19 protein-coding genes and 2 pseudogenes are annotated in these 25,993 nt (G+C 70.6%); 11 read left to right on the top strand and 10 right to left on the bottom strand.

Annotated features, from left to right (window positions below; translation table 11 throughout):
- Window positions 1-12: 12 nt before the first annotated feature.
- A complete protein-coding gene (locus ACFY1L_RS30830) occupies window positions 13-759 on the bottom strand; it encodes a class I SAM-dependent methyltransferase (RefSeq protein ID WP_388831352.1) in 747 nt (248 codons plus the stop codon).
- A 211-nt stretch (window positions 760-970) separates the two neighbouring features.
- Window positions 971-1,834, bottom strand: coding sequence for a LysR family transcriptional regulator (locus ACFY1L_RS30825; RefSeq protein ID WP_388831350.1), 864 nt, complete (start codon window positions 1,832-1,834; stop codon window positions 971-973).
- 170 nt (window positions 1,835-2,004) lie between these two features.
- Here ACFY1L_RS30825 and ACFY1L_RS30820 point away from each other — a divergent pair, with 170 nt between their 5' ends.
- On the top strand, window positions 2,005-2,880 hold the full coding sequence (locus ACFY1L_RS30820; protein ID WP_388831348.1) for an NAD(P)H-binding protein: 876 nt from the start codon (window positions 2,005-2,007) through the stop codon (window positions 2,878-2,880).
- Window positions 2,881-2,897: 17 nt separating this feature from the next.
- On the opposite strand, the gene ACFY1L_RS30815 is transcribed toward ACFY1L_RS30820, so the two are convergent.
- Window positions 2,898-5,531 carry a family 78 glycoside hydrolase catalytic domain gene (locus ACFY1L_RS30815; protein ID WP_388831346.1) on the bottom strand — a complete coding sequence of 878 codons (2,634 nt, stop codon included), beginning with the start codon at window positions 5,529-5,531 and terminating at the stop codon, window positions 2,898-2,900.
- Window positions 5,528-6,820, bottom strand: coding sequence for an MFS transporter (locus tag ACFY1L_RS30810; RefSeq protein WP_388831344.1), 1,293 nt, complete (start codon window positions 6,818-6,820; stop codon window positions 5,528-5,530). The genes ACFY1L_RS30815 and ACFY1L_RS30810 overlap by 4 nt, the downstream gene beginning before the upstream one ends.
- Before the next feature lie 261 nt (window positions 6,821-7,081).
- Here ACFY1L_RS30810 and rhaI point away from each other — a divergent pair, with 261 nt between their 5' ends.
- From rhaI to ACFY1L_RS30780, 6 genes are all read left to right on the top strand, one after another.
- A complete protein-coding gene (gene rhaI / locus ACFY1L_RS30805) occupies window positions 7,082-8,242 on the top strand; it encodes an L-rhamnose isomerase (protein WP_388831342.1) in 1,161 nt (386 codons plus the stop codon).
- A 56-nt stretch (window positions 8,243-8,298) separates the two neighbouring features.
- The gene (locus tag ACFY1L_RS30800; RefSeq protein ID WP_388831340.1) at window positions 8,299-10,338 is read left to right on the top strand and encodes a bifunctional aldolase/short-chain dehydrogenase; all 2,040 of its coding nucleotides are present in this window, start codon (window positions 8,299-8,301) and stop codon (window positions 10,336-10,338) included.
- The gene (locus tag ACFY1L_RS30795; RefSeq protein ID WP_388831338.1) at window positions 10,335-11,798 is read left to right on the top strand and encodes a rhamnulokinase family protein; all 1,464 of its coding nucleotides are present in this window, start codon (window positions 10,335-10,337) and stop codon (window positions 11,796-11,798) included. Before ACFY1L_RS30800 ends, ACFY1L_RS30795 begins: the two co-directional genes overlap by 4 nt.
- Window positions 11,799-11,870: 72 nt before the next feature.
- On the top strand, window positions 11,871-12,626 hold the full coding sequence (locus tag ACFY1L_RS30790; RefSeq protein WP_388831336.1) for a (Fe-S)-binding protein: 756 nt from the start codon (window positions 11,871-11,873) through the stop codon (window positions 12,624-12,626).
- A complete protein-coding gene (locus ACFY1L_RS30785; RefSeq protein WP_388831334.1) occupies window positions 12,623-14,101 on the top strand; it encodes a LutB/LldF family L-lactate oxidation iron-sulfur protein in 1,479 nt (492 codons plus the stop codon). Before ACFY1L_RS30790 ends, ACFY1L_RS30785 begins: the two co-directional genes overlap by 4 nt.
- Window positions 14,098-14,766: a lactate utilization protein C gene (locus ACFY1L_RS30780; protein ID WP_388831332.1), complete on the top strand. Its 669-nt coding sequence runs from the start codon at window positions 14,098-14,100 to the stop codon at window positions 14,764-14,766. Before ACFY1L_RS30785 ends, ACFY1L_RS30780 begins: the two co-directional genes overlap by 4 nt.
- On the opposite strand, the gene ACFY1L_RS30775 is transcribed toward ACFY1L_RS30780, so the two are convergent.
- The gene (locus ACFY1L_RS30775) at window positions 14,739-17,846 is read right to left on the bottom strand and encodes a family 78 glycoside hydrolase catalytic domain (RefSeq protein WP_388831330.1); all 3,108 of its coding nucleotides are present in this window, start codon (window positions 17,844-17,846) and stop codon (window positions 14,739-14,741) included. The two genes, ACFY1L_RS30780 and ACFY1L_RS30775, sit on opposite strands and share 28 nt — an antisense overlap.
- 246 nt (window positions 17,847-18,092) lie before the next feature.
- Here ACFY1L_RS30775 and ACFY1L_RS30770 point away from each other — a divergent pair.
- A pseudogene (locus ACFY1L_RS30770) lies at window positions 18,093-19,022 on the top strand (ABC transporter ATP-binding protein); the annotation flags it as partial.
- Window positions 19,023-19,523: 501 nt separating this feature from the next.
- Window positions 19,524-19,772, top strand: a pseudogene (locus ACFY1L_RS30765) (ABC transporter ATP-binding protein); the annotation flags it as partial.
- On the opposite strand, the gene ACFY1L_RS30760 reads toward ACFY1L_RS30765, so the two are convergent.
- The 5 genes from ACFY1L_RS30760 to ACFY1L_RS30740 form a co-directional block, all read right to left on the bottom strand.
- Window positions 19,773-20,654, bottom strand: coding sequence for a hypothetical protein (locus tag ACFY1L_RS30760; RefSeq protein WP_388831328.1), 882 nt, complete (start codon window positions 20,652-20,654; stop codon window positions 19,773-19,775). It abuts the pseudogene before it with no gap.
- Window positions 20,655-20,799: 145 nt separating this feature from the next.
- Entirely contained in the window at window positions 20,800-21,378 is a 579-nt protein-coding gene (locus ACFY1L_RS30755) for a hypothetical protein (RefSeq protein ID WP_388831326.1), read from the bottom strand.
- Window positions 21,379-21,408: 30 nt separating this feature from the next.
- Window positions 21,409-22,347 (bottom strand): ABC transporter substrate-binding protein, encoded by a 939-nt coding sequence (locus ACFY1L_RS30750; RefSeq protein WP_388831325.1) that lies wholly within the window; start codon window positions 22,345-22,347, stop codon window positions 21,409-21,411.
- Window positions 22,344-23,015: an ABC transporter permease gene (locus ACFY1L_RS30745; protein WP_388831323.1), complete on the bottom strand. Its 672-nt coding sequence runs from the start codon at window positions 23,013-23,015 to the stop codon at window positions 22,344-22,346. The genes ACFY1L_RS30750 and ACFY1L_RS30745 overlap by 4 nt, the downstream gene beginning before the upstream one ends.
- Complete coding sequence (locus ACFY1L_RS30740) at window positions 23,012-23,692, bottom strand: ABC transporter permease (RefSeq protein ID WP_388831321.1); 681 nt, start codon at window positions 23,690-23,692, stop codon at window positions 23,012-23,014. The genes ACFY1L_RS30745 and ACFY1L_RS30740 overlap by 4 nt, the downstream gene beginning before the upstream one ends.
- A 185-nt stretch (window positions 23,693-23,877) precedes the next feature.
- Here ACFY1L_RS30740 and ACFY1L_RS30735 point away from each other — a divergent pair, with 185 nt between their 5' ends.
- A complete protein-coding gene (locus tag ACFY1L_RS30735; protein WP_388831319.1) occupies window positions 23,878-24,669 on the top strand; it encodes an ABC transporter ATP-binding protein in 792 nt (263 codons plus the stop codon).
- A gap of 3 nt (window positions 24,670-24,672) precedes the next feature.
- Window positions 24,673-25,983, top strand: coding sequence for an FtsX-like permease family protein (locus ACFY1L_RS30730; protein WP_388831317.1), 1,311 nt, complete (start codon window positions 24,673-24,675; stop codon window positions 25,981-25,983).
- The last annotated feature ends 10 nt before the right edge of the window (window positions 25,984-25,993 follow it).

Genomic DNA, 25,993 nt, shown 5'->3' with positions numbered 1-25,993 from the left:
CGGATTCGGTTGTCATGAGCTGTCCGCCACCAATAGTCGGTAACCGACGTCGATCGTGTCGCGTGTGAGCAGGTCGGCGTGCCGAGTGTGCCAGCGGCCGGTTGCCAGGTCCTCGGTGAGGGCTGCCAGGCCTGGTGCGAGGGCGGCTTCTCCGGTCTGGGCGAGCAGGGAGATACCGGACCGTACCCGGAGGTCCAGGTAGGCGTGGGGGCGGCACCAGTACGCGGCGGCGAAGCCGTCCGTGCAGTCGTGCGGGACGGGGACGGGCTCCTGGCGCGCCCCGCCGAGCATGCCGGCCAGCCGGTCCATCGGCAGGGCGCGCGTGTCGTCGAAGGCGGCGGCCTGCGGGAGATACTCGCGTACGAGCCAGAACTGGTCGCGGAAGATCTGCTGGTCCCAGGTCAGGATCACGATGCGGCGGCGGGCGACCCGGCGGAGTTCGGCGATTCCGGCCCTCAGGTCGGTCCAGTGATGAATGGTCAGCAGCGCCATGACGGCGTCGGCGGCGTTGTCGCGCACGGGAAGGTGTTCGGCGACCGCGCACACGGCGGGCGCTGACCCGGGTGGGCGCTGCGCGATCATGACCTGGCTGGGTTCTACGGCGAGGACCGTCTGCCCTGGCTCGTAGGAGCCGGTGCCCGCGCCTACGTTGATGACGTCCGTGGCATTTCCCAGCGCGGCGTGGATCTGCGCGGCGATCCGCGGGTCCGGTTGCCGGCTGCGGCCGTACGTCGTACCGAGCGTGTCGTAGATGGCCATGCCAGCCAGTATGCGAAGCGCCTCAGGGTCGCGCGGTTCAGTTTGCAGAGCGGCTTCGCGGATGTCGTCCCGTTCGATCAGGCTTCGCCCATGCCGAACGAATCGTCGCGGTCGAGCCGGTCTTGTGCCACCGCAGGGTCGTCGTGTCCCACGGGTGGCCCAGACCTGCTCCGCGTCGCCGTGGGATCGGCGTACATCAACACCATGTTCTTCATGCGATCGCCTCGGTGGCGGGCATCAGCGACGTCGCCGCGCGGACCAGCGCGGCCGTGGCCGTCGACCGGGACTGCTGGGGCCAGGCGATCGACAGGGTCGCCGGTGGGGTGTCAGGGAGTGCTCGGTAGACGACGCCCGGGCGGGGATAGCGGGCGGTGACGGATTCGGGCAGGAGTGTCACGATCTCGCCCAGTTCGATGAGGGTGAGCACCTGGGCCAGGTCGGCGATTCCGTGGCGCTCGACCATCGTCTCGAGGTAGGGGGACAGGCCGTCGAGGCGGCCGGGCTCCACGCCGGGGATGCCCAGGTCGGCGAGGGTGAGGTGGTCGCGGGCGGCCAGGGGGTGGCTGGCCGGGAAGGCGGCCAGGCGGGGTTCGACGGTCACCGTCTCGGCGTCCAGGCCCGTGCGGTCGAACGGTTCGTAGATCAGGGCGGCGTCCGCCTCGCCCTGGCGCAGCAGGCGTGCCTGGTCGCCCCAGCCGGACAGGCGGATCGTGACGGGGAGGGCCGCGGGCTCGGTCGCGTAGCGGGCCAGGATGGGGTCCAGCAGTCCCCCGTCGCCGTCGGCCTTGATGACCAGGACCAGTTTCGCCTCGGGGGCGGCCGCACGCTGTGCTCGGCGTCCGGCCGCGCGCAGGGCGTCGAGCGCGATCCGTGCCTCCCCGAGCAGGACCGTGCCGGCGGGGGTCAGCCGGACGCTGTGGGTGGTGCGCTCGAAGAGGGTGACGCCCAGTTCCGCTTCGAGTGTGCGGATGGCGCGGGAGAGGGGCGGGGCGGAGATGCCCAGCCGTTCGGCGGCGCGGGCGAAGTTGAGTTCTTCGGCGACGGCGACGAAGTAGCGCAGTGATCGGGATTCCACGACCCGGCACCTCCGTTCGGTATTACCCAGAGGGTAACAAGCGGGATCTCGGTGATCCTTCCGTCTTCCGGGGGCGCAACGCAGGATCGAAGCACGCGGTTCCCCGGTCCGCCCACCAGCGGCCGAGGAGTCTCAACCGCCTTTCCAGCGAACCCTCTTGGAGCGTTTCCATGTTTGTCATCACCACGCCCACCGGTCAGATCGGACGGCAGGTCGTCGACGGTCTTCTCGACGGGGATGTGCCGGTCCGGGTGATCGTGCGCGACCCGTCGCGGCTGTCCCCGGCTGTGCGCGAGCGTGTCGAGGTCGTCCGGGGTTCGCACCGTGACCTCGATGTCGTCAATGAGGCGTTCGCGGGTGCGGATGCCGTGTTCTGGGTGGTGCCGCCGGACCCGAACGCACAGAGCGTCGAAGGCCACTACGTGGACTACACCCGGGCAGCGTGCCAGGCGATCGTCAGCCACGGCGTCCAGCGGGTCGTCGCCGTCTCGACCATGGGCAGCGGGATCGAGAAGAACGCCGGGCACCTGTCGGCGTCGGTGACCAAGGACAGGATGCTCCAGGACACGGGGGTGAGCTTCCGGGCGCTGCAGCCGCCCGCCTTCATGGAGAACCTGCTCCGGCAGGTCGAGGCGATCAGGAACCAGGGCGTGTTCTCCTGGCCGTGCCCGGGGGATCGCGTGCTCGCGAGCGTCGCCACCCGCGACATCGCGGCGAAGGCCACCGAGCTGCTGCTCGACGACTCGTGGAGCGGGCAGGGCGGTGTGCCGGTCGTGAGCCCCGACGCTCTGACCCCCGACGGAATGGCGCAGGTCGTCTCCGAGGTGCTGGAGAGGCCGGTCACCTACCGGCAGGCCGGTCTCGAGGCGTACCGGGCGACGGCGCTGCAGTACGGGGCGAGCGAGGCGTGGGCGCAGGGTCTGATCGACATGGCCGTCGCCCAGAACGCCGGGGCCTACGACGAGCAGCACCGCTCGTCGAAGCCCACGCCGACCGGTTTCCGCCAGTGGTGCGAGGAGGTGCTCAGGCCGGCCGTCCTGGCCTGAGCACCTCCCTCGGCCGGCTACTCGGCGGCGGCGAACGGATGCCGGATCGCGGCAGGCGGCCAGGCGGGCGCGGTGTACGGCCGGCGGAACGTACGGCGGCCCGAGCCGACCTCGAACGGCTCGCCGTCGCCCGGGAGTTGGACCTCGGCCCGGGTGTTCGGCGGGACGAGTACCTCCACCACGAGCGTGTCGCCCTCGATCCGCCAGCCGGCCTCGGCACGGCCGTACGGCGTGTCGTGCGCGGCCTTGGCATACGTCAGGTCACCGCCGGGCACGGGCGCGATGCGCAGTCGGCGCCAGCCCGGTTCGGCGGCTTCGAGGCCGGCGACCGTGCGGTGCAGCCAGTCGGCGACGGCGCCGAGGGCGTAGTGGTTGAAGGACGTCATCTCGCCCGGGTTGATGCTCCCGTCGGGCAGCATCGAGTCCCAGCGCTCCCACACCGTCGTCGCCCCCATGCTCACCGGATACAGCCAGGACGGGCAGCCCTGCTCCAGCAGCATCCGGTACGCCAGTTGCGGTTCCCCACCCGCGCACAGGGCGTCGCAGATCAGCGGGGTGCCGGCGAATCCGGTGGCGATCCGGAAGCGGGCCTTGCGCACGATGAACGCCAACCGCTCGGCGGCACCCCGCCGTTGACGCTCCGTCGGGAGCAGGGCGAAGCACAGCGCCAGTGCGTACGCGGTCTGCGCATCGCTCGCCATCCGCCCGCCCGGGGTGACGAACTCGTCGGCGAACGCCGCCCGTACGGACCGCGCGAGCTCCTCGTACCGTACGGCGTCGTCCTTCTCCCCCAGCAGCCTTGCCGTTTCGGCGAGTACGTCGGCCGAGCGGGCGACGTAGGCGTTGGCCACCAGGTCGCCGTCGGTGCGGGCGGCGCCCGGGTCCTCGGGCGGGGCGGCCGGGTCGAGCCAGTCGCCGAGCTGGAAGTCCTGCCGCCACAGGCCGCCGCCCTCCTTGGTGAGCTCGGCGGCGACCTCCACCCAGGCGCGCATGCTCGGGTACTGGGCGCGCAACACCTCGGTGTCACCGAAGCGTTGGTACAGCGTCCACGGCAGCAGCACCGCGACGTCCGCCCACACGGCGTGCGGGGTACCGCCGAAGTCGAAGGGCAGGACGTCGGGCACGACCAGGGGCGGCACGCGGTCGGCGCGGGCCATCTGTTCTGCGGCGAGATCGCGCAGCCAGCCGCCGAGCATGCCGGAGCAGTCGTAGAGGAAGGAGGCGGTGGGGGCGAAGACCTGGATGTCGCCGGTCCAGCCGAGGCGTTCGTCGCGCTGGGGGCAGTCGGTGGGGATGTCGAGGAAGTTGCCGCGCATGCCCCAGACGACGTTCTCGTGCAGCCGGTTGACGAGCTCGTGCGAGGACTCGAACCATCCCGTACGGGTCATGTCGGTGTGCAGGACGACGGCTTCGACCGCGGACGGATCCAACTCGCCCGGCCAGTCGGCGACTTCGGCGTACCGAAAGCCGTGGAAGGTGAAGCGGGGTTCGTACGTCTCCACGCCCTGCCCGGCGAGCGTGTACGTGTCGGTGGCGGCGGCGTGGCGCAGGGGCCGGATGCCGAGTTCGCCGTTCTCCAGCACCTCCGCGTGCCGCAGGGTGATGGTGTGTCCGGCCGGGCCCGACACGCGGATGCGCAGGCGTCCGACCAGGTTCTGGCCGAAGTCGAGGACGGTTCTGCCGGAGGGTGTGGTGATGACCTCGACGGGGGCCAGGGTCTGGGTGCGGCGCACGGGCGGGCCGGTCGGTGCCACCAACTCGGCCTCAGGGGCTGGGAGTTGGGTGACGGGTGACCAATCGGAGGTGTCGTGGCCCGGTTCGGACCAGCCGGGGCGGGCCAGCCGGGCGTCGTACGCCTCGCCGTCGTAGAGCTCGGAGCGCAGGATCGGGCCGGTCGTGGTGCGCCACGCCTCGTCGGTGCCGACAGTGGTGACGGTGCCGTCGGGGTGGGTGGCCTCCAACTGGGCGAGCAGAGCGCGGTGTTCGCCGTAGAGGTTGCGCCGGCCGCCGCCGAATCCGAGCCGGCCGGTGTACCAACCCTCGCCGAGCAGCGCACCGATCGAGTTGTCGCCCTCGCGGAGCAGGCCGGTGACGTCGAAGGTCTGGTAGCGCAGGCGGTGGTGGTACGAGGTCCAGCCCGGGGCGAGGACGTGGTCGCCGACCCGGCTGCCGTTGATCTCGGCCTCGTAGACGCCGTACGCGGTGATGTACAGGCGGGCCGAGGTGACCGCCTTGCCGAGGGTGAAGGTGCGCTGCAGCAGGGCCACCGGGAGCGGCGCGTCAGCGAGTTGGCGGTCGGGGGTGACAGGTCGGGCGGTCCAGTCGGTACGGGCGAGCAGTCCCGTCTCCGCCCAGGTCACCGGCGACCAGGCGGACGGCTCGGCGTCCTCGCCCCACACGCGGACACGGACCCCGACCCGGCTGCGGGACCCGAGCGACTCCCCCGGCCAGGCCACCAGCACCGAGTCGGCGCTCTCGACGCGCCCGGTGTCGGCGAGGACGGTGCCGTCGGGGTCGGTGATCTCGATCCGGTACGCCTCCTGCGCCCAGCCCGGCGTGTCCGTCTCGGTGCGCCAGCTCAGGCGGGGGCTGGGCTCACCGATGCCGAGCGGTTCGCGGTGGTGTTCCAGGACAGGTGCGGTGACCTTCATCGGACGGACTCCTTCTCCAGGGCGACGGAATCGGTCACGGCACGACCTTGCGGGGCGATGCTGCGGACGATCCACACACCGATGAGACCGGACACCGCCACGCATGCCGTGGTGATCCACAGCACGGCCGAGCCGCTGGCCGCCATGAGGGCGGGGGTCGCGAGGCCGGCGAGACCGCAGAGCGCGCGGCTCAGGCCGTAGGTCAACCCCTGTGTGGTGGCGCGCAGTTCCTCGGGGAACGCCTCCTGCGACCACACCTTGTAGTTGGCCTCGCCGGCGAACTGGTTGACGACGTTGTAGAGGAGCATGAAGAAGATCATCGCCGCGATCACGGCGCCGCCGGTGGCTGCGGCCACCGCGAAGGCCACGACCTGGAGCGCCGCGCAGATGTAGAACAGCCGGTCGCGCCAGGGGGTGTCGGCGAGGCGCACGAAGGCCAGTGAGCCGACCAGGCCGATGGGGAGGCCGACCAGGCCGATGCCCGTGGCCAGCGTCTGGGAGGCGCCGCTGACGGTGGTCAGGAAGTAGGTGCCGTACTGGCCCATGGTGTTGGCGGCGAGGTTCCAGGCGAGGTAGAAACCGCCCGTCGCGAGGAGCGGGACGAGGATCGGCTTCGCGCCGAGGCGGCGCAGCACCCGCCCGTCGATGCCCTCGCCACTGCCGCCGCGCTCGGCCTCCTCCAGGACAGGGGAGAGCCGCATGCGGTTGCGCAGCACCCAGCTGACCAGGGCGACGACGGCGAGGTGCGCGAAGAGGAGCTGGGCGGAGAGATAGCCGAGCGTGGAGGTGCCGAAGCCGATCACGATCGCGGCCGTGATGCCGACGACCCACATGGTCTGCGTCGCGCCGATCAGCCGGCCACGCACCGAGCGCGGGGAGTGCTCGGAGACCATGGCGAGCGAGGTCGGCAGGTCGGCACCGGCCGCGAGACCGCCGATGATCATGCCGACGAAGAGGAAGGCGCTGTTCGGGGCGAAGACCAGCACCGCGGCGCCGATGGCGTAGACGAGGATGTCGATCCCGTAGACGCGCTTGCGGCCGAACCGGTCGGCGAGGCGGCCGCCGACGAGTGAGCCGATGGCGATGGAGAAGGTCAGCGACGCGCTGAGCGTGCCGAGCCCCCAGGACGACAGGTGGAAGCGGCTCTGCCACAGGCCCAGGGACAGACCGGAGGAGACGATGATGCCCGAGTCCAGGTAGGAAGCCATGCCGGACAGGACGGCCAGGCGCCACTGGGCGCGGGTCACTCGGGGCTTGGCGGGCCTGCTGGAGATGGCGTCGTTGCTCATCAAGGCGGCCTTTCGGAGCGGAGATTGGGGACGGAGGGGCTGAGTGACGCGTCAAAGGTGACACGTGTAACCAGCTCCCGAATGGACCGTGAAACGTTTCACGGCATCGTGAGGCCGGCTCGGCGCTCCGTCAAGGGTTCGGGCGCGGCTGGCGTCACTTCTCACGGACTGACACGGAGGCGGGTACCCCGACACCTTGACGCCGTCGTGGCGCTGGAGCTAGGTTCCCTGAAACGATTCAAACAGCGTTCAGAGGTGGTCATGCCAGACCCGTCCGCCGTCAAGGCAGCACTCGCGACCCAGAAGATCGAGACCCCTTCGTGGGCCTACGGCAACTCCGGCACGCGATTCAAGGTGTTTGCCCAACCGGGCGTCCCGCGCGATCCCTGGGAGAAGCTGGCCGATGCGGCGCAGGTGCATGCGGTCACCGGGGTGGCGCCGACGGTTGCGCTGCACATTCCGTGGGACAAGGTGGACGACTACGGCAAACTCGCGGCCTTCGCACGGGAGTTGGGGGTCTCACTCGGGGCGATCAACTCGAACACCTTCCAGGACGACGACTACAAGCTGGGCAGCATCTGCCATCCGGATGCGGCGGTCCGGCGCAAGGCCCTGGATCACCTGCTGGAGTGCGTCGACATCATGGACGCCACCGGGTCCACCGATCTGAAGCTGTGGTTCGCCGACGGCACGAACTATCCCGGACAGGACGACCTCCGGGCCCGGCAGGACCGGCTCGCCGAAGGCCTGGCCCAGGTCTACGCCCGGCTCCGGGACGGGCAGCGGATGCTGCTGGAGTACAAGTTCTTCGAACCCGCCTTCTACTCCACCGACGTCCCCGACTGGGGCACCGCCTACGCCCACTGCCTCAAGCTCGGCGAGAAGGCACAGGTCGTGGTCGACACCGGACACCACGCACCCGGCACCAACATCGAATTCATCGTCGCCACCCTGCTGCGCGAGGACAAACTCGGCGGCTTCGACTTCAACTCCCGCTTCTACGCCGACGACGACCTCATGGTCGGCGCCGCCGACCCCTTCCAGCTCTTCCGCATCATGTACGAGGTCATCCGCGGCGGCGGCTACACCCCCGACGTCGCCTTCATGCTCGACCAGTGCCACAACATCGAAGCCAAAATCCCCGCCATCATCCGCTCCGTCATGAACGTCCAGGAAGCCACCGCGAAAGCACTGCTCGTGGACCGCGACGCGCTCACCGCCGCACAGCGCTCCGGCGACGTCCTGGAAGCCAACGCCGTGATCATGGACGCCTACAACACCGACGTACGACCCCTGCTCGCCGAAGTCCGCCAGGAGCTGGGCCTCGACCCCGACCCGATCGCCGCCTACCGCCGCTCCGGATGGCAGGAGCGCATCATCGCCGAACGTGTCGGCGGCACCCAGGCCGGCTGGGGCGCCTGACTCCCCCGCCCCCGCACACCCGCAACGTCCCCACTACCCAAGGAAGAGACCCGATCATGGCACCCCACCCCGAAGCCGCCGCCCTCCTCGCCCGATCCCATCGGCTCGGCTCCGATCCGCGGAACACCAACTACGCCGGGGGGAACGCCTCCGCGAAGGGGGCCGATGTCGATCCCGTGACCGGTGGTGACGTCGATTTGATGTGGGTGAAGGGGTCCGGTGGTGACCTCGGCACGCTCACCGAGGCCGGGCTCGCCGTGTTGCGGCTGGATCGGTTGCGGGCCCTGCAGAGGGTCTATCCGGGGGTGGAGCGCGAGGACGAGATGGTCGCCGCGTTCGACTACTGCCTGCATGGCAAGGGGGGTGCCGCTCCCTCCATCGACACCGCGATGCACGGTTTGGTGGACGCCGCGCACGTCGATCATCTGCACCCCGACTCCGGGATCGCGCTCGCCTGCGCCGCCGACGGGGAGAAGCTGACCGCCGAGTGTTTCGGGGACACGGTGGTGTGGGTGCCGTGGCGGCGGCCCGGGTTCCAGTTGGGGCTGGACATCGCCGCGGTCAAGGAGGCCAATCCGCAGGCCATCGGGTGCATTCTCGGTGGGCACGGGATCACCGCCTGGGGTGACACCTCCGAGGAGTGCGAGCGGAACTCGCTGCACATCATCCGCACCGCCGAGGCCTTCCTCGCCGAGCGGGGGAAGCCCGAGCCGTTCGGGCCCGTGATCGACGGGTACACGGCCCTGGAGGCCTCGGAGCGGCGGGAGCGCGCGGCTGCCCTCGCGCCGTACATCCGTGCGATCGCCTCCCAGGACAAGCCGCAGGTCGGGCACTTCACCGAGTCCGAGGTCGTCCTCGACTTCCTCGCCGCCGCCGAGCACCCCCGGCTCGCCGCGCTGGGCACCTCCTGTCCCGACCACTTCCTGCGGACGAAGGTCCGGCCTCTCGTCCTCGACCTCCCGCCGTCCGCCCCGCTCGACGAGGCGATTGCTCGGCTCAAGGAGCTGCACGCTGAGTACCGCGAGGAGTACGCCGCCTACTACCAGCGGCACGCCCTGCCCGACTCCCCCGCGATGCGCGGCGCCGACCCGGCGATCGTGCTGGTGCCCGGTGTCGGCATGTTCTCCTTCGGCAAGGACAAGCAGACCGCGCGCGTGGCCGGTGAGTTCTACGTCAACGCCATCAACGTGATGCGCGGGTCCGAGGCCGTGTCGACGTACGCGCCGATCGAGGAGTCGGAGAAGTTCCGCATCGAGTACTGGGCGCTGGAGGAGGCCAAGCTTCAGCGGATGCCGAAGCCCAAGCCGCTGGCCACGCGCATCGCCCTGGTCACCGGCGCGGGCAGCGGTATCGGCAAGGCCATTGCGCAGCGCCTGGTCGGTGAGGGGGCGTGTGTCGTCGTCGCCGATCTCAACGCGGAGAACGCGGCTGCTGTGGCGGAGGAGTTGGGCGGTCCGGACAAGGCCGTCGCCGTGACGGTGGACGTGACGGACGAGGAGCAGATCGCCGCGGCCTTCAAGGCGGCCGTGCTTGCCTTCGGCGGGGTCGACCTGGTGGTCAACAACGCCGGTATCTCCATCTCCAAGCCGCTGCTGGAGACTTCGGCGCGTGACTGGGATCTGCAGCACGACATCATGGCCCGCGGTTCCTTCCTCGTGTCGCGGGAGGCGGCCCGGGCGATGATCGCGCAGGGGCTGGGCGGCGACATCGTCTACATCGCCTCGAAGAACGCCGTGTTCGCCGGGCCCAACAACATCGCCTACTCGGCGACCAAGGCCGACCAGGCCCATCAAGTGCGTCTGCTGGCGGCCGAGTTGGGCGAGCACGGCATCCGTGTCAACGGGGTCAACCCGGACGGTGTGGTGCGCGGTTCCGGGATCTTCGCGGGCGGCTGGGGTGCGCAGCGGGCGGCCGTGTACGGGGTGCCGGAGGAGAAGCTGGGCGAGTTCTACGCCCAGCGGACCATCCTGAAGCGTGAGGTGCTGCCGGAGCATGTCGCCAATGCCGTCTTCGCCCTGGCCGGCGGGGAGCTGACCCACACCACGGGGCTGCACGTCCCGGTCGACGCCGGCGTCGCGGCCGCCTTCCTGCGGTGAGCGGCACTGTGAAGTCGTACGCCGCTGTCGACCTCGGCGCGTCCAGCGGGCGCGTCATGGTCGGCCGCGTCGGTCCCGACAGCCTGGAGCTGACGGAGGCGCACCGGTTCCTGAATCGTCCGGTCCGGGTGCCCGAGGGGCTGCGCTGGGACGTCCTCGCTCTGTACGGCGGTGTCCTGAACGGATTGCGGGCGGCGGGTGCCCACTGCGGTGGGCGGCTCGACTCGGTCGGCATCGACAGCTGGGCCGTGGACTACGGCCTGCTGGATGTGGACGGGGCGCTGCTCGGGAATCCCGTGCACTACCGCGACTCGCGTACCGAGGGCGTCGCGGAGAGGGTGTGGGAAACCGTGCCCGCCGACGAGCTGTATGCGGCGACCGGGCTCCAGTACGCGCCCTTCAACACCCTGTACCAGTTGACCGCGGCCCGCTCCACGGCCCAACTCGCCGCGGCCAGGCGCCTGCTGCTGATCCCGGACCTGCTGACGTACTGGCTGACCGGCGAGGAGGGCACCGAGCTCACCAACGCCTCCACCACCCAGCTGATCGATCCCCGGACGCGCGACTGGTCGTATGACGTCGCCACGCGGCTGGGCATCGACCTGAAGCTGTTCGCGCCGCTGCGGCAGCCGGGCGATCCGGCGGGTGTGCTGCGGCCGGAGGCGCTGGAGGAGACGGGGCTGAGCGGTCCGGTCCCGGTGACCGCGGTCGGGTCGCACGACACGGCGTCCGCGGTGGCCGCCGTTCCCGCCGTGGACGAGCGGTTCGCCTACATCTGCACCGGCACCTGGTCGCTGGCGGGCCTGGAACTGGACGCGCCGGTGCTGACCGAGGAGAGCAGGGCCGCCAACTTCACCAACGAGCTGGGGCTGGACGGCACGGTCCGTTATTTGCGCAACATCATGGGACTGTGGCTGCTCGAGGAGTCCAGACGGTACTGGGGCGAGCCGGGTCTGGACGTTCTGTTGCCCGCGGCCGCCGAGGTGCCGGGGCTGCGGTCGGTCGTGGACGCGGGCGACCCGGCTTTTCTGGCGCCCGGCCGGATGCCGGAGCGGATCAGCGAGGCATGCCGGGCCTCGGGCCAACCGGCTCCTCGCACCGTCGCCGAGGCCACGCGCTGCATCCTCGACTCCCTCGCCCTGGCGCACAGCCGGGCCGTCCGAGACGCACAGCTGCTCGCGGACCGGTCGGTGGACGTCGTGCACATCGTGGGCGGCGGTGCTCGCAACGCCTTGCTGTGCCAGCTCACCGCCGACGCCTGCGGACTGCCGGTCGTGGCGGGCCCCGCCGAGGCGGCGGCCTTCGGGAACGTCCTCGTGCAGGCCCGCGCCGACGGCCTCGTCGGCGATCGTGCCGACATGCGGCGACTGCTCGCCCGGACGCAACCGCTGACACGATACGAACCGCGCGGCGACGTGGCGCGCTGGCGCGCGGCGGAGGCCCGGCTCGCCACTCGGTGAGCAGGGTCTCCCCCTGGGCCGCGTCCGCCGACTACGCTGCACTCATCCGATGATCGATCTCAAGGAGCCGCGATGCGTGTCGCCCTGTTCTTGACCTGTGTCAACGACACGCTCTATCCGGATACCGGGCGCGCCGTGGTGAAACTGCTGACCAGGCTGGGCGTCGAGGTCGATTTCCCGATGGCGCAGACCTGCTGCGGGCAGGCGCACTACAACACCGGGTACCGACATGAGGCGGAGCCGCTGGCCCGGCATTTCTCCGATGTCTTCGGGGAGTACGAGGCGATCGTGACGCCTTCCGGGTCGTGCGGGGCGATGGTGCGGGAGCTGTATCCGCGGATGGGTGAGCGGGCCCGCGCCGAGGGGCGCGGGGACACCCTCTCCGCGACCCTGGCACCCGTCGTACCGAAGACGTACGAGCTGACGGAGTTCCTGGTGGACGTGCTGGGGGTGACGGACGTCGGCGCGTACTACCCGCACAAGGTGACCTACCACCCGACCTGTCACGGCCTGCGCGGTCTCGGTCTGGGTGACCGGCCGCGGCGGCTGCTGCAGGCCGTGAAGGGGCTGGAGCTGGTCGAGTTGCCGGGGGCGGAGGAGTGCTGCGGCTTCGGCGGCACCTTCGCGCTGAAGAACGCCGATGTCTCGGCGGCGATGGGCGCGGACAAGGTGCGCAACGCCGAGTCGACGGGTGCCGAGGTGCTGTGCGCGGCCGACAACTCCTGTCTGATGCACATCGGCGGCACGATGGCGCGGCTGAGCACGGACATGCGACCCGTGCACATCGCGGAGATCCTGGCGAGCACGGAGGAGGACCCGACCGTATGAGCGGGACGTTCGTAGGGATGCCGGCCTTTCCGAAGGCCGCACACGAGGCCGTGCGGAACGAGACCCTGCGGGGCAATCTCCGGCACGCCACGCACACCATCCGCGCCAAGCGGGCGAAGGCCGTCGCGGAGGTGTCCGACTGGGCGGCGCTGCGGGAGGCGGGCAAGCGGATCAAGGACCATACGCTCCGTCATCTCGACCGCTATCTCGAGCAGTTGGAGGAGTCGGTCACGGCCGCGGGCGGCACCGTGCACTGGGCCGCCGACGCCGACGAGGCCAACCGGATCGTGGCCGATCTGGTCAAGGCGACCGGTGAGTCGGAGGTCGTCAAGGTCAAGTCGATGGCCACGCAGGAGATCGGGCTCAACGAGGCGCTGGAGGCCGAGGGCATCCGTGCCTACGAGACCGACCTCGCCGAGCTGATCGTGCAGTTGGGCAAGGACCGGCCCTCGCACATCCTGGTGCCGGCGATCCACCGCAACCGCGGCGAGATCCGCGACATCTTCGCCCGCGAGATGAGCGAGTGGGGCCGCCCGGCTCCCGAAGGTCTGACGGACACGCCCGCCGAGCTCGCCGAGGCCGCCCGCCTGCACCTGCGCGAGAAGTTCCTGCGCGCCAAGGTCGGCATCTCCGGCGCCAACTTCATGATCGCCGAGACCGGCACGCTGGTGGTCGTCGAGTCCGAGGGCAACGGGCGGATGTGCCTGACCCTGCCCGAGACGCTGATCTCGGTCGTCGGCATCGAGAAGATCCTGCCGACCTGGCAGGACCTGGAGGTGTTCCTGCAGACCCTCCCCCGCTCCTCCACGGCCGAGCGCATGAACCCGTACACGAGCATGTGGACGGGCACTACGGACGAGGACGGTCCGCAGACCTTCCATCTGGTCCTGCTCGACAACGGCCGTACCGACACCCTCGCCGACGAGGTCGGCCGCCAGGCCCTGCGCTGTATCCGCTGCTCGGCCTGCCTCAACGTCTGCCCGGTGTACGAGCGGGCCGGCGGCCATGCCTACGGGTCGGTCTACCCGGGCCCGATCGGCGCCATCCTCAGCCCCCAACTCCGGGGCACGGCAAGCGAGATCGACGCCTCGCTGCCGTACGCCTCGACGCTGTGCGGTGCCTGCTACGAGGTGTGCCCGGTTGCGATCGACATCCCGGAGGTGCTGGTGCATCTGCGGGAACGGGTCGTGGAGGGCGGTCAGGTGACCCGGGAGGGCAACAAGGTGGTGCTGCAGCCCGCGAAGGGGCACGCCGCCGAGCGGGCGGCCATGCGGGCGGCCCGTTGGGCGTTCACGCATCCGGGCGCCCTGCGCACCGGGCAGCGGCTCGCCTCGCGCACCCGCCGGCTCCATCCGAGGTCCCTGCCGGGGCCGGGCAAGGCGTGGAGCGGCAGCCGGGATCTGCCGTCGGTACCGGCGGAGCCGTTCCGCGACTGGTGGCAGCGCACGCAGGGCGGCAAGGGAGGCGCGAAGTGAGCAGCAGGGAACGGATCCTGGGCCGGGTGCGGCGCGCGCTGGCCGACGTAGCGCAGGACGACACGCCGTATGAGCAGGCCATCGAGCGGCCCTATCTGCGGGAGCACGGCGAGCGGAGTGTCGAGCAGACGGTGGATCTGCTGGCCGAGAATCTGGCGGACTACCGGGCGATCGTGCATCGGTGCGGCGCGGACGAACTGGCGGCTGTGGTCGGCCGGTTGCTCGCCGAGCGGGGTTCGAAGACGGTGGTCGTGCCGCCGGGGTTGGATCCGAGCTGGCTGACGGCGACCGATGCCGAGCAGTCGCCCGACCTGGCCGAGAGCACTCCGCACGAGCTCGACCGGATCGACAGCGTGGTCACGGCCTGCGCGGTGGCCATCGCCGAGACCGGCACCATCGTCCTCGACGGCTCCCCCGACCAGGGCCGCCGCCGCATCACCCTCGTGCCCGACCACCACATCTGTGTCGTACGGGTCCCGGAGCAGGTCGTCTCCTCGGTGCCCCAGGGACTCGAACGCCTCGACCCGGCCCGCCCGTTGACGTGGATCTCCGGTCCGTCGGCGACCAGCGACATCGAGCTGGACCGGGTCGAGGGGGTGCACGGTCCGCGCACCCTGGAGGTGGTGCTGGTGAGCGGTCAGCCGAGCGACGAGGTCAACTCGTAGCGGCCGGAGGGCAGTTCGTAGGACGCGATGCCGTCCGCGAAGCCGGTGTACTTGACGCCCGGGACACGGGAGAGAGGCGTCCGGCCCTCGCGGACGGTGTCCGGGTCGGTCGTGGGGATGCGCAGGGTCGCCGTGCTGTTGGCGGGCACGGTGGCCCGGTAGTCCAGCTTGCGGTCGCTCGCCGTCCATGCGCTGACGATCTCGCCGTACGGGGAGAGGTGCGAGCCGGAGACCCGGGTGATCTTCCCGGTGGGGTCGAGGTGCGGACGTAGGAAGAAGTGCCTGAAGCCCGGGTGCGCCGGGTCCTTGGCGATGCCGGCCATGCTCTCGTACATCCACTCCATGATCGCGCCGTAGGAGTAGTGGTTGAAGGAGTTCATGTCGACCGGGCCGAAGCCGTCCTGCTTCGAGTACGAGTTCCAGCGCTCCCAGACCGTGGTGGCGCCGTTCTTCACCGAGAACAGCCAGGAGGGCATCGCGTCCTGGTGGAGCAGTCTGTACGCGAGATCGGCGTGCCCTTCGTCGGTGAGGACGGGGGCGAGGACGTTCACGCCGAGGAAGCCGACGGACAGGGTGTTCTCCACGTATTTCACCCGGGTGCTGTCGGGGTGGGCGGACTTGTAGGCGGCGTCGTTGCCGATGTTGTCCGCCAACAGGCCGACCAGGGACCGGCGTTGGGCCTCGGTGTCGTAGAAGCCGAGTTTGAGGACCCACAGCAGGGCGGTCTGGCTGTTGTCCTCGGTCTTGCCGCCGGTCGGGGGTGCGTCGCCGAGGCTGGACCTGACCCTGATCCGACCGCCCTCGGTGCTCAGGTACTTGGTGATGAACGCCCGTTTGATGTGGGCGAAGAGGTCCTCGTAGGCGTGGGTTTCGGCGGTGCGGCCGGTGGCGCGGGCCATGTCCGTCATGAGGCGGGCGCTGTAGCCGTAGTAGAGGTCGCTGATCATCTGGGTGCTGGTGTCCTGGAAGGCGAGCCAGTCGCCGAAGATGGCTCCCTGGCCGGCGTAGGTGTCGCCGGTGCGGCTGTGGATCCAGTCCAGGTACTTGGTCATCGCCGCCCAACTGCGGTCGATGATCGTCGTGTCGCCGGACATCTGCCACACCGTCCACGGAACGACGACCCCGCAGTCCGCCCAACCGCTCGCCGGAATGGGCTGGTTGTAGCGGGAGCCGGGCGCGACCCAGGTGAACTGGGCCTTGTCCTGGCCGTAGGTCTGCTGCGAGTCGATCAGGATGTCCTCGAAGTGGCTGAGGAAGTTGACCGCGTCGGCGTTGTAGAGGCCGGTGTTGGAGAAGAGCTGAGTGTCGCCGGTCCAGCCGAGGCGTTCGTCGCGTTGCGGGCAGTCGGTGGGCACCCAGAGGTAGTTGCCGCGCTGGCCCCAGTGGACGTTGCTGATCAGCTGGTTGACGTCGGTGTCGTCGGTGGTGATGGTGCCGATGTCGCGGATCGCGGAGGTGGCGACCTTGCCGGTGAAGCCGGTGAGGGTGACGGTGTCGGTCGTGGTGACGGAGGCGTAGCGGAAGCCGTAGAAGGTGAGCGAGTCCTGGTGGGTCTCGCCGGCCGGGTCGCCCTTGAGGGTGTAGGTGCTGGTGGCCTTCGCGCTGCGCAGGTTGGCGCGGTAGACGGAGCCCTCGGGGCCGTCGGCGCCGGCGCTGGTGTCGTTGAGCATCTCGCCGAATTTGAAGGTGACTTGGGCGCCGGCCGGGCCGCGGAGCATGTAGCGGGGGACGCCGACCATGTTCTGGGCGAGGTCGATGACGGCGGTGTCGCCGGGGCGGAGGGTGACGCGGGCGGTGGCCGCCTTGGCCGGGTCGGTGACCGTGCGGTCCAGGTCGACGACGATGCGGCCCCTGCCGTTGGGGCTGCCCGACTGGCCGGTCACTCCGGTGCAGACGGTGATCGAGTGCGGTGTGCGGTCCCACTCGGGCATCAGGCGGGCGCTCTCGCCGGGGTAGGCGACCAGCTTGGTGTCCGGGAACTTCGTCGTGAACGGGTGTTCCTCGGAGCCGGACCAGGCCGAGGCGTCGAAGCCGCTCGCCGTCCAGCCCGGCAGCTCCTTGCGGGCGTCGTAGGTCTGGCCGTCGTAGATGTCGTCGGCGCGGTACGGGCCGGTGTCCGTGGCCCGCCAGTCGTCGCCGGGTGCCGTCACGATGCTCTGCGTCGAGCCGTCGGCGTAGCGGATCAGCAGTTTGGCCTTGAGGGCCAGACGGTTGCCGTCCTTGGAGTAGTAGGTGCTGTTCTCGGAGACGCGGCCGTTGTACCAGCCGTTGCCCAGCACCGCGGCGAGCGTGACCTGCCGCTCCCCCACGACCGACTCGGTGACGTCGTAGGTCAGGTAGCTGACGTGGCTGTCGTAGTTCGTCCAGCCGGGCGTGAGCAGTTCCTGCGTGGTGCCTCTGCCCTGCGGCACGGTCACCCGGCGGCCGTTGACGTAGGCGTCGTACACGCCGAGGGCGGAGATGTAGAGGCGGGCCTCGCGCACCTGTCCCTTGTCGAGTGCCGCCTGGCGTCGCAGGAGAGGTGAGCCAGGGCTGTTCGGGGCCTTGCCCTTCATGGTTATCCACTTCGCACCGTCCCAGCCGTCGGTGCCGTCCGTGCTGAGCAGGCCGGTCTCGAAGTGGGCGGTCGGCGCCGCGGGCAGGGCCCGGCCGTCCTCGTCCCACACGCGCACCGTCCAGTGGTAGCGGGTCGAGGGGCTCAGCGGGCCGCCCGCATGACGCACCGCCACCGAGTCGGCGGACGCGACCCGGCCGCTGTCCCACACGTCCGCGCGGCCCGCGGTCAGGCGCTCGGGTGAGGAGGCCACCAGGATGCGGTACGCGGTCTGGCGTCGGCCGCGGGTCGCGGATGCGGTGCGCCAGCCGAATCTGGGGTGGTCGGCGTCCACGCCCAAGGGGTTCGTGCGGTGCTCGACCGTCAGTCCCTCCACGGCGCCGCGGTCGCCTGTCGGTGCGGCCGACGCCGTTCCCGCGCCGCCGATCCCGCCCACCATCGCGACGGGCACGGCGCCCAGCGCGGTGGTGAGAACCGTTCTGCGGCGCACTGTCCTGCCGTTCGTGCTGTCGACTCCGTCGGTCATGCCGTGTCCCTTCGGCTCGCTCGGAGTTGTATCGATTCAGTCCGGTCGGCCGTTGAAGCTAGTGGCGGCTGTGAAACGTGTCCACCACTCCAGCAGCATGAATAGTCAGCAGATTCCAACAGAACCACCCAGCAAGAGAGTTGACTGTTCGCCGGATTGAAACCGTTCAAAAACGGAGTAAGCCATTCGCCGGAGGCCGGGCGGTGAGGATGAGCGGCGTGCGGGCACCGCGGTTAGCGTGAGGACATGATCCGGTTCGAGCAGGTCACCAAGCGGTATCCGGACGGTACGACGGCCGTGGACGACCTGAGCTTCGAAGTGTCCGAGGGCGAGCTAGTCACGCTCGTCGGCCCCTCCGGCTGCGGCAAGACGACCACGATGATGATGGTCAACCGGCTCATCGAGCCGTCCGCGGGGCGGATCCTCGTGAACGGCGAGGACATCGCGGCCGTCGACCCGGTGCGGCTGCGCCGCGGTATCGGGTACGTCATCCAGCAGGTGGGGCTGTTTCCGCACCGGACGATCCTCGACAACACGGCGACCGTGCCGGCGCTGATCGGCTGGAAGCGGGCGAAGGCCCGGGCGCGGGCCGCCGAGCTGCTCGAACTGGTGGGCCTGGACCCGAAGCGGTACGGGCCGCGCTACCCGAACCAGCTCTCCGGCGGTCAACGGCAGCGGGTCGGTGTGGCGCGGGCGCTGGCCGCCGATCCGCCGGTGCTGCTGATGGACGAGCCGTTCGGGGCGGTCGACCCCGTCGTACGGGAGCAGTTGCAGGACGAGTTCCTGCGGATGCAGGCCGCCGTGCGCAAGACGGTGCTCCTGGTCACCCATGACATCGAGGAGGCCGTGCGGCTGGGTGACCGGATCGCCGTGTACGGACAGGGACGGATCGAGCAGTTCGACACGCCCGGGGCGGTGCTGGGTAGGCCGGCGACGCCGTACGTCGCCGAATTCGTGGGCGCGGACCGGGGGTTGAAGCGGCTGTCGGTGACCGAGATCGAGGCCGACGACCTGGAGCAGCCGCCGGTCGCGCGGCTTGACGAGACGGCCGGGGCGGCGGCGGAGCGGCTGCGGACGGAGGGAGCGCGGTGGGCGGTGGTGCTCGATACGCAGGGGGATCTGCACGGGTGGGTGGGCATTGACGACCTTGGGGCGGGGGGCTCGGCCCGTTCGGGCGGCACGGGCGGTACGGGCGGTACGGGCGGTACGGGCGGTACGGGCGGTACGGGCGGTACGGGCGGTACGGGCGGTACGGGCGAGTTGGCCAGCATGAGCGGCTCGGCCAGTTCGGGCGGCACGGGCGGCTCGGCCAGTTCGGGCGGCGCGGGCGGCTCGGACAGCTCGGGTGGTACGGGTGGTACGGGCGCCTCGGGCGAGTTGGCCAGCATGAGCGGCTCGGCCAGTTCGGGCGGCGCAGGTGGCTCGGACAGCTCAGACGAGTTGGCCGCCACTTCTGGTGGCACCGGCAGCTCGGGCGGGTTGGCCGGCTCGGACAGCTCGGCCGACTCAGCCAGCACGGGCGGCTCAGGCGGCTTGGCCACTTCGGGTGGCACCGGCAGCTCGGGCGGGTTGGCCGGACCGGACGAGTCAGGCAGCACGGGCCGGATGGCCGGCTCGGACGGCTCGGCCGAGTCGGGCAGCACGGCCGGCTCGGGCAACACGGGCGCCTCAGGCAGCGCGGGCGCCTCGGTCGGGGACCGTGCGCGCCGGATGAATGCCTGGGTGCCGGTGGGTGCGCCTCTGAAGCAGGCGTTCGGTGTGATGCTTCAGCATGACGCCGGGTGGGTCGCCGTGCTGGAAGGCTCGCGCTTCCTGGGTGTGCTGACCCCGGCGAAGCTGCACGAGGCGCTGCGGCGGTCGGTGGACGCGGACGCGCTCGGTGTGCCGCGGGGTCAGGTGGTGTTCGACTCGGTGGCGGACGCCTGATCAGGTCGTCGCCTTGTTGGTCCTGCTCGCCGTGTCGCGCCGCAGGATGCCGAAGGCCCAGCGCTCGTTGAAACCGGCGACGAATCCGATGGCGCACCAGAAGCCCCAGAACTGGGTGCCGTCGACCGCCGGACCCGAGGCCCCCGCGGAGGCGCAGACGTCCGCCGCCGTCGCGGGCACCGTGAAGACGGGCACGATGCCGCCGCTGAGCAGGAAATAGAGGGCCATCGCGAGGATCCATCCGACGCCCACGCGATAGACGCCCTCATGACGCAGACGGCGGGCCAGCTGCCGGGGCGGGACCGGTGCCCTCCCCTTCCCGACGGCCTGACGGCGTGCCAGTTGCTCGACACTGCCCCGCAGCCGCACCAGGACACTGAGCACCGCCCCGAAGGCACCGACCCCACCCGCGACGAACACGCCCAGCAGCCCCCAGCGGTCGTCGCAGTCCAGGGTGATGCCCAGGTGGTTCAGCGCGCGCAGCCCCCAGAGCAGGGGCGCGGCCAGCAGCAGCACGCCGGCCCCGGCCCCCATCGCCAGACCGATGTTGAGCCCCCGGCTGACGGCGGTCACGCAGTCCTGGTCCAGCCAGCCGCGTATCTCGGCGAGCTCCCGCTGGAGGTAGTCCCGCACATAGTCGTCGGACTTCCCCTTCGGGCAGGTGTCGTCCAGGACGTTCCTCAGGGCACCCTTCAGCACGCGCTGGACGGTCTCGCCCGTGGCCCGGTCGAAGACGCGTTGCGAGGCGCCGAGCGCCAGTTGCATCTCCAGGTGCTGTTCGGGATACGTCTCGCAGAACACCTTGTAGTTGACGTCGTCCTCGGGCCGGACGAGGTCCGCCAGCCCCTTGGGCCGCTTCTCGACCTCGGCCCCGTCCCACACTTCTCTGCATCGGCTCCACCACAGGCGGAGTCCCCCGTTTTTGTCCCGCATGTACCGGGTGTACCGATCCGCCGCCGTCCCGGGAACCCACCCCACCGCACCAGTACGGTCACCGACGTAACGGACCCGTCACCTCACCAATCCGTCAGCAGTAAACCATTGGGCAGCCGCGCCGCAGCGAGTACTGCGCCGCCCGCAGATACAGCGCGACGTAGAAGGCGGTGTCCAGGTCCTCGCTCCACGGCCCGGGCCGGGCGGCAGCCAATTCCTTCGCCTCCCCTTCGAGAAACCAGAACGTCAGACCGAGGTTCTGGGACGTCTCGGGCACGTCCGCCGGGAGCTCGATGACATCCGCCAACCGCTCGGCAAGGGCGAGCACCTGTGGTGCTCCCGCGATCACCGTCGTGTCCGTGTAGGCGGAGCCAATGGGCAGCCGTATCTCCTCGTCCAGCGACACGGGCACCAGCACCGACCAGTCGCCGAGTGTCTCCTGTTCCCGCGGTGTCAGATGGGCTCGGCACAGCGCGGCGAACCCGTCCATGGGAGGGCTGAGCTTCTCCTCGAACCACCCGGCCGGTTCTTCCCGCGCTACGGACTCGTAGGGCGGCAGCCCGCGCCGCCCCAACTCCGCGTTGAGCGCCGAGGCGATCGCCCCCTTCCCACCCTCCTCCTCGTCGTCACTGGACCACTCCCGCGCATCGACACTGACCAGATAGATCCCCATGACCGCAACGTACAAGGCCCCACTGACAATTCACTTCAACAGGCCCTTGTCCTGCAGATACGTCCGCGCCACATCCGTCGCCAACCGCCGCCAGCTGTCGACCTGTTGGTTCATGGAGGCCAGGTCGGCGGTCGTGAGGACGGTGTTGAGGCCGTCGAGCGCCTTGGTGGCCCCCTGGCCACCCGCTCGGGCGCGGTTGACGACCGGGACGACGTAGTCGGCGTTCTGCAGGTGCTTGTCGTCGGCGAGGAGGACGAGTCCGAAGTCGTCGAGGGTGGCGTCGGTCGTGGTGGTGAGGACCATCTGGTCCTGGCCGTTCTGCACGGCCCGCTTGGCCTGCGTCGTGCCTACGCCCTTGGGGTCCACGGCGGTGACGTCGATGCCGTAGGTCTTCTTCAACCCCGGTTCGCAGTACGGCCGTTGGACGCACTCGTCGCCCGCCGCGAGCCGCACACTCTGCCCCGACGCGCCGAGGTCGCTGAGGGTCTTCAGCCCATGCTGCCGGGCGTACGACGCGCTCACGGCGAAGGCGTTCTGGTCGACGGCCCGGCCCGCGTCGAGAACCGTGAGACCGCGCGGCGTGGCCAGTCGCCGCAGCGCCGTCATCGTCGCGTCGTGGTCGGGCGAGCCGACCGGCGGCGCGTCGGCCCCGTGGGTCTTGGCGTTGAGCCAGTCGGCGAAGGTGGCCGCGTACTCGGCGACGACGTCGATCTGGCCCGACTCCAGGGCGGGTTCGTACAGTTCGCGGTTGGCGACCGTGAGCAGGGAGGTTTTGTAGCCGGCCTGGTTCAGCAGCAGGGCGTACATCTGGGCGAGCAGATCGCTCTCGGTGAACCCGGCCGAGCCGATGGTGAGGTGGCGGCTGTCGCCGGGTGGTGCGGTGACCTCGCTGCGGGTCTCCAGGGACGGCCCGGTGGAGCAGCCGGTGAGCAGCAGCAGTACGGCGGCCAGGGCGCGGCGCCGTCTCATCGCGCTCCCCCGGCCCAGCGGGGTGCCAGCCGCTCGGCCACCTCGAAGATCCCCTCGACGATCAGCGCGAACACGGCGACGAGGAAGGCGCCCGCCACCACCTGGGGCGTACTGGCCAGGTTGAAGCCGGCCGTGATGATCCGGCCGAGTCCTCCGCCGCCCGCCAGCGCGGCGATGGTCGCGGTCGCCACGAGCTGGACCGCGGCGATGCGGACGCCGTTCAGGACCATCGGGAGGGCAAGGGGGAGCTCCACCTGGAACAGCATTTGCCGGCCCGTCATCCCCATGCCGCGCGCGGCCTGGACGACGCTGCGGTCGACCTCGCGCATGCCGACGTAGGCGTTGGTGAGCAGGGGCGGTACGGCGAACAGCACGAGCGCGACGACCGTCGGGCCCTCGCCCCAGTTGCCGACGGGGGTCAGGAGGAGGAGAACGAGGACGGCGAAGGTGGGGATCGCGCGGCCGATGTTGGAGATGTTGACCGCGAGCGCCCCGCCTTTGCCGAGGTGGCCCAGCACGAGCGCGACCGGCAGGGCGATCAGGCAGCTGATGGCCAGACAGACGACGGTGAGGACGAGGTGCTGCGCGAGCCGGTGCCAGATGCCGGCGTCGCCGGACCAGTGTGCGGGGTCGGTGAGCCAGTGCCAGGCGTCGGTCAGGGTCGTCATGCGCGGGCCGCCCTGGTCCACGGGGTGATCAGGCGCTGCACGCCGAGGAGCAGCACGTCGGCCGCGATCGCGATCACCACGCACAGCACGGACGCGGTGAGCACCTGTGCCTTGAAGTAGGTGTTCATGCCGGCGTAGATGAGGTTGCCGAGTCCTCCGAAGCCGACGATCGCGCCGACCGTGACCAGGGAGACCGCCGAGACCGTGGCGATGCGCAGTCCGGCCATCGCGGCGGGCACGGCGAGCGGCAGCTCGACCGTGAGGAGGAGGCGGATGGGGCCGTAGCCCATGCCGCGGGCGGCCTGCCGGGTCTCCTCGGGGACGGCGCGCAGGCCGGCGAGGATGTTGCGGACGAGCAGGGTCAGCGAGTACAGGACGAGTCCGGCGACGACGAGGCCCGCCGAGAGGCCGTAGAGGGGCAGGAGCAGCGAGAACATCGCCAGGGACGGGATGGTGTAGAGGATCGTCGTGACGCCGAGGACGGGTCCGGCCGACCAGCGCCAGCGGCGCGCCAGCACGGCCAGCGGGACGGCGAGGACGAGTCCGATGAGCACCGAGACCATGGTCAGTTGCAGGTGCTGGAGGACCGCGTCGAGGAGGATCTGGCGGCGGGTGGTCAGGTATTCACCGCAGATCCACTCGTTGCGCGCGAGGCAGTCGTCCGGGGGCGCGGTCACGGGTCCATTGCACCGGGCGGGTGGTCGGGTCGGCGCGTTGTGGTGGCCCGTACGGGGGTGTCGGCGAGTGCGCAGGTGTCGCTGGGTACACCCCGCGATACGGGTTCTGCGCCCAATGTGCGGCGCCCGTCGTCTCCGTAGCTTCTTGGGCAGGGCACAGGGGGTGCCGGACGGGACGGAGAGTGATGACGATGTTTCGGGCAGATGCGCGGCGCACGCAGGACACGGGACCCGCCGCCGAGGCGCTGCGGCTGGTCAAGGTCAGCAAGACGTACGGGTCGGACGGCAGTGCCGTGACCGCTCTGGACGGGGTCACGCTGGGGCTGGGCCGCGGCACGTTCACCGCGGTGATGGGGCCGTCGGGTTCGGGCAAGTCCACGCTGCTGCAGTGCGCGGCCGGTCTGGACCGGCCGGACAGCGGCATCGTGCGGGTGGACGGCACGGAGCTGACGGGCGGCAGCGAGGCCGAGTTGACGAGGTTCCGGCGCGGTCGGATCGGGTTCGTGTTCCAGCAGTACAACCTGCTGGAGACCCTGACCGTCGCCCAGAACACGGTGCTGCCGCTGAAGCTCGCCGGGCAGCGTGTCGACCGGAAGCGGGCCCGCGAGATCCTCGACCAGGTCGGTCTCGGCGACCGCCTCGGGCACCGTCCCGATCAGCTCTCCGGCGGTCAGCGACAGCGTGTGGCGATCGCCCGTGCGCTGGTCGCCGAACCCCGGGTGATCTTCGCGGACGAGCCGACGGGTGCGCTGGACACGCGCAGCGCGCGGGACGTGCTGCGGCTGCTGCAGTCGGCGGTGCGGGTGCACGGCCGGACGGTGGTGATGGTGACGCACGACCCGGTCGCCGCCTCGTACGCCGATTCCGTGCTGTTCCTGGCGGACGGCCGGCTGGTGGGCCGGATGGACGCGCCGACCCCGGACGCGGTGGCCGAGCGGCTGGCGCACCTGGGCGACGACGTGACGGCGGGGGTGTGAGGGATGTTCGTTCTGGCGATGCGTTCGATACGGCAACGGCCCGGGCGGTTCCTTTCGACGCTGCTGTCGGCGTTCCTGGGCGCGGTGATCATCATGATGTTCAACTCGCTGCAGGACACGGCGGGGCAGCCCGGCGTGGACGCGGTCAGCCGCGACACCCTGACCACCTCGGCCAGCGTGGTCGGCGGTTACGGCACCCTGCTGGTCTTCTTCGCGGTCGCCTCGACGCTCACGGTCAACGTGCGGCAACGGACCGGGGAGTTGGAGCTGCTGCGCTGCTCGGGGGCGACTCCGGCGCAGATCAAGCGGATGGTCGTCGGTGAGGCGGTGGCCGTGGCGCTCATCGGCGCGGTGCTGGCGATCGGTCCGGCGATGCTCGGCGGGCACGCGCTGCTGGGGGCGTTCCACGACAGCGGGCAGGTGGCGCGGTCCGTGGACTACTCCTTCGGTGTGTTCGCGCTGGACTCCGGCGTCGGCGTCACCCTGCTCGCCGCGGCGGGTGCCGCGTTCCTGGCCGTACGGCGGGCCACGCGCCGGCGTGAACAGCGCGGCCGGGCGCGGACGTTGCTCGCGTACGCCGCTCTGGGCGTGGGCGGTACGGCGGTGACCTCGACGTTCGCGTTCTCCGCGAAGGACGCGGCGCTGATGGCGCCGCCGGCGTACGGGGCGATCCTGCTGTCCGTCGGGTTCGCTCTGCTGTCGCCTCGGCTGCTGACGGGCGTGCTGGACCGGCTGCAGCCGACCGGTGCAAGCGGCTGGCTGGCGGTGCGGAATCTGCGTGAGCGGGTCCACCAACTCGCGGGGATCCTCATGCCGTTGATCCTGTTCACGGCGATGGCCACGGCCACGCTGTACATGCAGGCGGTGGAGAGCGACGCCATCGAGGCCTCGGGGCTGAAGAAGTCCGTCGAGACCAAGAACCTCGAGACCCTGAACCTCACGGTCGTCGGCATCATCGTGGTCTTCGTCTGCGTCATGCTGGTCAACTCGCTGTACGCGGCGACGACCTACCGCAGCCGTGAGTTCGGGCAGCAGCGCCTGGCGGGGGCGACGCCGGGGCAGGTGCTGCGCACGGTGGCCGCCGAGGGCGTGATCGTGACCGTGACGGGCGCGCTCCTCGGGACCGTGGCGGCGCTGGCGGGGATCGTCCCGTTCACCGTCGTCCGCGCCGACTCGGTGCTGCCGCACCAGGGCATCGGCATCTACCTGGCGGTCATCGCGGTCTCCGTGGCGGTGACCCTGGGGACGAGCCTGGTCACGGCCCGGCGGGTGCTGCGGGCTCCGGCGGTGGAGGCGGTGGCGCTGGCCGCATGAGCACGATCTG

Source organism: Streptomyces sp. NPDC001663, assembly GCF_042893105.1.
Taxonomy (GTDB): Bacteria; Actinomycetota; Actinomycetes; order Streptomycetales; family Streptomycetaceae; genus Streptomyces.
This window is presented reverse-complemented; position numbering and strand designations above follow the sequence as displayed.

Excerpts from the sequence above, each read along its gene's own strand:
- ACFY1L_RS30775 (WP_388831330.1), bottom strand. The coding sequence starts at position 17,846 with ATGACCGACGGAGTCGACAGCACGAACGGCAGGACAGTGCGCCGCAGA.
- ACFY1L_RS30790 (WP_388831336.1), top strand. The coding sequence starts at position 11,871 with ATGCGTGTCGCCCTGTTCTTGACCTGTGTCAACGACACGCTCTATCCG.
- ACFY1L_RS30830 (WP_388831352.1), bottom strand. The coding sequence starts at position 759 with ATGGCCATCTACGACACGCTCGGTACGACGTACGGCCGCAGCCGGCAA.
- ACFY1L_RS30785 (WP_388831334.1), top strand. The coding sequence starts at position 12,623 with ATGAGCGGGACGTTCGTAGGGATGCCGGCCTTTCCGAAGGCCGCACAC.
- ACFY1L_RS30820 (WP_388831348.1), top strand. The coding sequence starts at position 2,005 with ATGTTTGTCATCACCACGCCCACCGGTCAGATCGGACGGCAGGTCGTC.
- ACFY1L_RS30745 (WP_388831323.1), bottom strand. The coding sequence starts at position 23,015 with ATGACGACCCTGACCGACGCCTGGCACTGGCTCACCGACCCCGCACAC.
- ACFY1L_RS30800 (WP_388831340.1), top strand. The coding sequence starts at position 8,299 with ATGGCACCCCACCCCGAAGCCGCCGCCCTCCTCGCCCGATCCCATCGG.
- ACFY1L_RS30750 (WP_388831325.1), bottom strand. The coding sequence starts at position 22,347 with ATGAGACGGCGCCGCGCCCTGGCCGCCGTACTGCTGCTGCTCACCGGC.
- ACFY1L_RS30755 (WP_388831326.1), bottom strand. The coding sequence starts at position 21,378 with ATGGGGATCTATCTGGTCAGTGTCGATGCGCGGGAGTGGTCCAGTGAC.
- ACFY1L_RS30810 (WP_388831344.1), bottom strand. The coding sequence starts at position 6,820 with ATGAGCAACGACGCCATCTCCAGCAGGCCCGCCAAGCCCCGAGTGACC.
- rhaI (WP_388831342.1), top strand. The coding sequence starts at position 7,082 with ATGCCAGACCCGTCCGCCGTCAAGGCAGCACTCGCGACCCAGAAGATC.
- ACFY1L_RS30730 (WP_388831317.1), top strand. The coding sequence starts at position 24,673 with ATGTTCGTTCTGGCGATGCGTTCGATACGGCAACGGCCCGGGCGGTTC.
- ACFY1L_RS30815 (WP_388831346.1), bottom strand. The coding sequence starts at position 5,531 with ATGAAGGTCACCGCACCTGTCCTGGAACACCACCGCGAACCGCTCGGC.
- ACFY1L_RS30735 (WP_388831319.1), top strand. The coding sequence starts at position 23,878 with ATGACGATGTTTCGGGCAGATGCGCGGCGCACGCAGGACACGGGACCC.